At 71.0% G+C, this 6,295-nt stretch carries 6 protein-coding genes; all 6 read left to right on the top strand.

The features are described from left to right. Positions 1–34: 34 nt before the first annotated feature. Positions 35–769: a histidine utilization transcriptional repressor HutC gene (hutC, locus tag MCHT01_RS21795; protein ID WP_067068660.1), complete on the top strand. Its 735-nt coding sequence runs from the start codon at positions 35–37 to the stop codon at positions 767–769. Positions 770–817: 48 nt separating this feature from the next. Continuing rightward, complete coding sequence (locus MCHT01_RS21800; protein ID WP_245643520.1) at positions 818–1,402, top strand: HutD/Ves family protein; 585 nt, start codon at positions 818–820, stop codon at positions 1,400–1,402. Between the two features lie 71 nt (positions 1,403–1,473). Next, complete coding sequence (hutI, locus tag MCHT01_RS21805) at positions 1,474–2,721, top strand: imidazolonepropionase (protein WP_067068665.1); 1,248 nt, start codon at positions 1,474–1,476, stop codon at positions 2,719–2,721. 103 nt (positions 2,722–2,824) lie between these two features. Further along, positions 2,825–3,670, top strand: coding sequence for an N-formylglutamate deformylase (gene hutG, locus MCHT01_RS21810; RefSeq protein WP_067068668.1), 846 nt, complete (start codon positions 2,825–2,827; stop codon positions 3,668–3,670). After that, on the top strand, positions 3,667–5,067 hold the full coding sequence (hutF, locus tag MCHT01_RS21815) for a formimidoylglutamate deiminase (RefSeq protein WP_067068671.1): 1,401 nt from the start codon (positions 3,667–3,669) through the stop codon (positions 5,065–5,067). Before hutG ends, hutF begins: the two co-directional genes overlap by 4 nt. 142 nt (positions 5,068–5,209) lie before the next feature. After that, the coding region (locus tag MCHT01_RS21820) for a methyl-accepting chemotaxis protein (RefSeq protein ID WP_169806190.1) at positions 5,210–6,295 on the top strand (1,086 nt) is incomplete at its 3' end.

Below are 6,295 nucleotides of genomic sequence, written 5' to 3' on the forward strand. Positions count from 1 at the left end.
TCTATACAAGTACAGTCAAGTAGGATGCGACCCCATGGCGAGCAAGTCATCCAGCGCCCCGGCCAGCGGGCCGGCGCCGCAATATCTGAAGGTCAAGACCCACCTGCGCGAGGGCATCGCCAGCGGCCGCTGGCGGCCCGGCGAGCGCCTGCCGTCGGAGTCCGAGCTGACCGAGCAGTTCGGCGTCAGCCGCATGACGGTCAACCGCGCGCTGCGCGAGTTGCATCAGGAGGGCATGGTCGATCGGGTGCAGGGCGTGGGCAGCTTCGTCGCGGAACTGCACCGCATCGCGTCGACCTTGACGGTGCGCGACGTGCACGAGGAGATCGCCGCCCGCAACCATCGCCACGAGGCCAAGGTCCATGTGCTGGAGGCGGTCAAGGCGGACGCGGAGCAGGCCAGGCAGTTCGGGCTGCGCGCCGGCGCGACGCTGTTCCACAGCGTCATCGTGCATCGCGAGAACGGCGTGCCCATCCAGTGCGAGGACCGATGGGTGAATCCCGCCGTTGCACCTGATTACATGAAACAGGACTTCGAGCATGTGACGCCCACGCATTACCTGCTCGAGGTGGCGCCGTTGTCGGAGGCCCGCTATACGATCGAAGCGGAGATGCCCAACGCGCTGGAGGCGCGGCTGCTGGGCATGCCGCGCGGCGAGCCCTGCCTGGTGGTCAAACGCGCGACGTCCAGCCTGGGCCGCACCGTGACCGCGGTGCGCCTGGTGCATCCGGGCAGCCGCTATTTCCTCGAAGGCAGCTTCCAGGCCTGAGGCCCGGGCGTGCCGATGAGCTCGGGGCGGGCGGCGATGAAGCAGGCGATGAACGATGAATTCGAAGGTGTGCAGGACATGAGCTGGATGAGGATCACCGCCGACGAGGTCGCGCCGACCCCGTGGCGCAACGGCGGCGGACGCACGCGGGAGCTGCTCGCGTGGCCCCATGCGAACGACTGGAAGGTGCGCATCAGCGTCGCCGACATCGACAAGGACGGGCCGTTCTCGGCTTTCCCCGGCGTGGACCGCTGGTTCGGCGTGCTGTCGGGCAAGGGCGTGCATCTGATGGGCCGCTATCTGCGCCAGGGCGACGGCATCCTGGCCTTCCGCGGCGAGGAAGCCCCCGACTGCGTGCTGATCGACGGGCCCACGCAGGACTTCAACGCGATGCACCGCCGCGACGCGGGCGTGTTCCGCGTGCTGCCCGCCGACCGCCCCGTCATCCCGGCGGGCGCGACCTGGCTGGGGCTGTTCACCGAGCGCGGCGGCATGCTGGTGCACGGGCACCGCTCGGTGCCGCTGGCGCCGCACACGCTGGCCTGGTGCGAGTCGCCGGCCGCGCAGAGCTGCGTCTTCGACGACGGCGACCAGCACGGCCCCGCGTGGTGGCTGGTCTGGAGCGAGACATGAGCGCGGCGACCGGCGCGATGGCCGGCGCGATGGCCGGCGTGACGAGCGCGACAACTTCCGGAGGGACTGCCATGGCGACTTCGACGGCGACCGACACGGGGCGACGCACGCTGTGGACCGGCGCGACGCTGGCCACGCTGGCGGGGGAGCGCGACTGGGGCCTGGTGCCCGAAGGCGCGCTGGCGGTCGAGGACGACCGCCTCGCCTGGGTCGGTCCGATCGCGGAACTGCCCGAGGGCTGGCGCGGCGCCGATGTCGAGGTGATCGACCTCGGCGGCGCGCTGGTGACGCCGGGCCTGATCGATTGCCACACCCATCTGGTCTACGGCGGCGAACGCTCGGCGGAGTTCGAGCTCCGCCTGCAGGGCGCGACCTACGAGGAGATCGCCCGCGCCGGCGGCGGCATCCGCTCGACGGTGGCCGCGACGCGCCGTGCCGGCGAGGACGAGCTGCACGCGCTGGCCGTGCCGCGCGCCCGCGCGCTGATGGCCGAAGGGCTGACCACCCTCGAGGTGAAGTCCGGCTACGGCCTGTCGCTGGAGGACGAGGCCAAGTGCCTGCGCGCCGCGCGACGTCTGGGCGAGCTGGGCCTGTCGGTGCGCACGACCTATCTCGGCGCTCACGCATTGCCGCCGGAGTACGAGGGCCGCCAGGACGATTACGTCGACGCCGTCTGCGCCTGGCTGCCCGAGCTGATGCAGCAAGGCCTGGTCGACGCGGTCGACGCCTTCTGCGAGCGCATCGCCTTCTCGCCCGCGCAGACGCGTCGCGTCTTCGAGAGCGCGCGCACGCTGGGCCTGCCGGTCAAGCTCCATGCGGAGCAGCTCAGCGACCAGGACGGTGCCGCGCTGGCGGCCGAGTTCGGCGCGCTGTCCTGCGACCACCTCGAGTACCTGAGCGATGCGGGCATCGCGGCGATGGCTGAGTCGGGAACCGTGGCGGTGCTGCTGCCGGGCGCCTTCTACTTCCTGCGCGAGACCAAGCTGCCCCCGATCGCCGCGCTGCGCGAGGCCGGTGTGCCGATCGCGATCGCGACGGACCACAACCCGGGCAGTTCGCCGGGGCTGTCGCTGCTGCTGATGCTCAACATGGCCTGCACCTTCTTCCGCATGACGCCGGAAGAGGCGCTGCGCGGGCTGACGGTGAACGCGGCGCGGGCGCTCGGCTTGCCCGATCGCGGACGCTTGGCCGCCGGCCTGCGCGCCGACTTCTGCGTCTGGGACGCGGCGCATCCGCGCGAGCTGGCCTACTGGTTCGGCCGCAATCCGCTGCGCTTCGCGGTGGCGGGCGGGCGCTCGCGCATGAGCGTCCATCAATGAACCCGTCGCCGGGCGCGTGATCGCGCTTGACGAGGCGGGACGGATCGCGCGACGGCGGCCACGGCATGCCGATCGCGCACCAGGAGACAACGAGGAACGAGCGATGAAGCACGACGTCTTTGAACTGCGGCGAGGCCGCACCCCGCTGCTGATCAGCATGCCGCACGTTGGCCGCGAGATCCCCGAGGATCAGCGCCATCGCTACGTCGAGCGCGCGCTCGGCAGCGAGGACACCGACTGGCATCTGGAGCCGCTGTACGCGCCGCTGGCCGAGCAGCTCGGCGCGGGGTTGCTGATTCCGCGCTACTCACGCTACCTGATCGACCTGAACCGGCCGCCCGAGGACACGCCCATGTATCCCGGCGCGTCCAACACCGAGCTGTGCCCGACGCGCTTCTTCACCGGCGAGCCGCTCTACCGGGACGGCCAGGCGCCGGACGCCGAAGAGAAACAGCGGCGCGTCCAGAACTACTGGGCGCCCTATCACCAGGCCTTGCAGGGCGAGCTCCAGCGCCTGCGCCAGGAGCACGGCCACGCCTTGCTCTTCGAGGCGCACAGCATCCGCTCGGAGCTGCCGTGGCTCTTCGAGGGCCGGCTGCCCGACCTGAACATCGGCACGGTGGAGGGCAAGTCCTGCCGCCAGGCCACGCGGCAGGCGATGGAGATCGTGCTGTCGTCGCAGAACGATTTCAGCTGGGTGGTCGATGGCCGCTTCAAGGGCGGCTACATCACGCGCCAGTACGGCCGGCCCGAGCTCGGCCAGCAGGCCGTGCAGCTGGAGATGTGCTATCGCTGCTACATGGTCGAGGGCGAGATGGGCTTCACCGGCTATGAGCTCGACGACGCCTGTGTCGAACGGGTGCGGCCCGTGCTGTCCATGCTGCTGCAGGGCTATCTGCTGGCGAATCCCGGCCGCAAGTCCGAGGGCGGTCAAGGGGCGGGCGCATGAGCGGGGTCACGATCGGGAGCACCAGCGGGAGTCCGAGCGGCACCGCCTTCCATGCGCCGCTGGCCTGGCTGGACGGACGCTGGCAAGCCGATGTGCTGCTGCGGGCGGATGCCGATGGCCATTGGGTCGAGGTGAAGGCCGGCGTGTCGGCGGCCGAGGCACCGGCCGACGCGCGTCGACTGGACGGCCCGGTGCTGCCCAGCCTGGTCGACGCGCACAGCCACGCCTTCCAGCGCGCCTTCGTCGGCCTGGCCGAGCAGCGCGACAGCGAGGCCGATGACTTCTGGTCCTGGCGCGACCGCATGTACGGCGTCGCGCTGCGGGTCACGCCGCGTCAGCTCAAGACCATCGCGGCGCAGCTCTACACCGAGCTGCTGGCCGGCGGCTACACGCAGGTCTGCGAGTTCCATTACCTGCATCACCGCGAGGACGGCTCGCCCTACGAGGACGAGCTGGCGATGGCCTTCGCGCTCGCGGAGGCGGCGCAGGAGGTGGGCATCGGCCTGACGCTGCTGCCGGTGCTCTACGCCCACGCGGGCTTCGCCCAGCCCGCGCTGCGCGACACGCAGCGCCGCTTCCGCACCGATGCCCCATGGGTCTGGAACGCCTGCCAGCGCATCAACGCGGCCGGCCTGCCGCTGGTGCGGGCGGGCGTGGCGCTGCACTCGCTGCGGGCCGCGCATCCCGAGGATGTGCGGGCGCTGCAATCGCTGATCGGCGACGCCGACATCCCCATCCACATCCATGTCGCCGAGCAGATGCAGGAGGTGAACGACTGCGTCGCGGCGACGGGCAAGCGGCCGCTGGACTTCCTGGCCGATCACGGCCTGGACCCGCGCTGGCAGCTGGTGCATGCGACGCACTCGACGCGGGAGGAGATCGCCCGCATCGCCGCCTGCGGCGCCGGCGTGGTGATCTGCCCCGGGACCGAGGCCAACCTGGGGGACGGGCTGGCCGACCTGCACGGCTGGCTGGGCGCCGGCGTGCCGATGACGGTGGGCTCGGACAGCCAGGTCACGCGGGGCTGGGTGGAGGAGCTGCGCTGGCTGGAATACGGTCAGCGCCTGGGCTTGCAGCGGCGCAACGTGGCGGCGCGGCCGGGCGTGCAGCCCTCGACGGCGGCGCGGCTGTTCGACGCCAGCGTCGCGGGCAGCGCGCGGGCGGCGGGCCTTCCCGCCTGGGGCTTCGTGCCCGGCGCTCGGGCGGACTTCCTGGTGCTGGACGTCGAGGCGGACGGGCTGGCCGGCCTGCCGGCGGCGTCGCTGATGGACGGGCTGGTCTTCGCCAGCCAGGGCGCGACCTGGCGTGAGGTCGTCGTCGCTGGCCAGCGCCGCGCGACGGTGGACGCCGATCGCCGCCGGCAGTACGTCGCGACCATGTCGGCGCTGTGGGGCTGAGGCCGCGCCGAGACTGCGCCGAGGCCTCCTGAGGCCGAGCGGATGCCCCGTGGCCACGGGGCATCCCCGTTCCATGGGCTTACCGGTTGGCACGCCGGCTGCTACGCTTTCCCGAGCGGTCAACACAACGTTGGGAAATGCCATGTGGTCACTGCGCAACTACACCATCCGTACGCGCCTGATGGCGCTCGGCCTGCTGTCCGTCCTGGCGCTGCTGCTGATCGGCGGCGACGGACTCTGGGCGATGGCCCGCACCAAGCAGGACTTCCAGCACTACGTGACGCAGGACGTCGAGGCGCTGGTGCAGCTGTCCGAGGTCCGGGCGGGCGTCGGCAACCTGCGGCGCTACGAGAAGGACATCCTCGTCAACATGGGCGATGACGCCGCCGTGAAGCGCTATCACGAAGGGTGGCAGAAGACCTTCGACGGCGTGCTCAAGAACCTGGACGCCATCACCGCGCTGGACATCCTGCCGGAGATCAAGGCGATGCCACCGGCGATGAAGGCCTCGCTGGGCAGCTACAAGACGGGGCTGGACGGCATCGCCAAGCGGGTGCTGGCCAACGACTTCGTCGACTCGGCCGAGGCCAACCGCGCGACCGAGCCCATCAAGGGCCCGGTGCGAGAGATGGACGTGAAGCTGGGCGAGATGACCAAGGCCATCATGGACCGCGGCACCGCCGAGGTGCAGCGCATCGACGAGCAGGAGCGCCGCATCCGCATGGCCCTGGGCGGTGTGATGCTGGTCGGCGTGCTGGTGATCGGCACCTTCACCTTCTTCAACATCGCGTCCATCCTCACGCCGCTGTCTCAGGCGGTGTCGACGACGGAGCGCATCGCGCGCCAGGACCTGAGCGAGTCCATCCAGGTGCGGGGCACCGACGAGACGGCGATCATGATGCGCGGCGTGGAGGGCATGCAGTCCTCGATCCGCCATGTGGTCAGCGGCGTGCGCAACGCCACCGAGAGCATCGCGACGGCGTCGCGCGAGGTCGCGGCGGGCGCGCACGACCTGAGCCACCGGACCGAGCAGGCAGCGTCCAACCTGCAGGAGACCGCCTCGGCCATGGAAGAGCTGACGGCGAGCGTGCAGCACAACGCGGACTCGGCCCGCCAGGCCAACGCGCTGGCGGAAGAGGCCGCGAACGTGGCGGGCCGCGGGGTGTCGGTGGTCGGCGAGGTGGTGGAGACCATGGGCCGCATCAGCGCCTCGTCGACTCGCATCGGC

The organism is Mitsuaria chitosanitabida ATCC BAA-476 = NBRC 102408, assembly GCF_001598255.1.
Classification (GTDB): Bacteria; Pseudomonadota; Gammaproteobacteria; order Burkholderiales; family Burkholderiaceae_C; genus Roseateles; species Roseateles chitosanitabidus.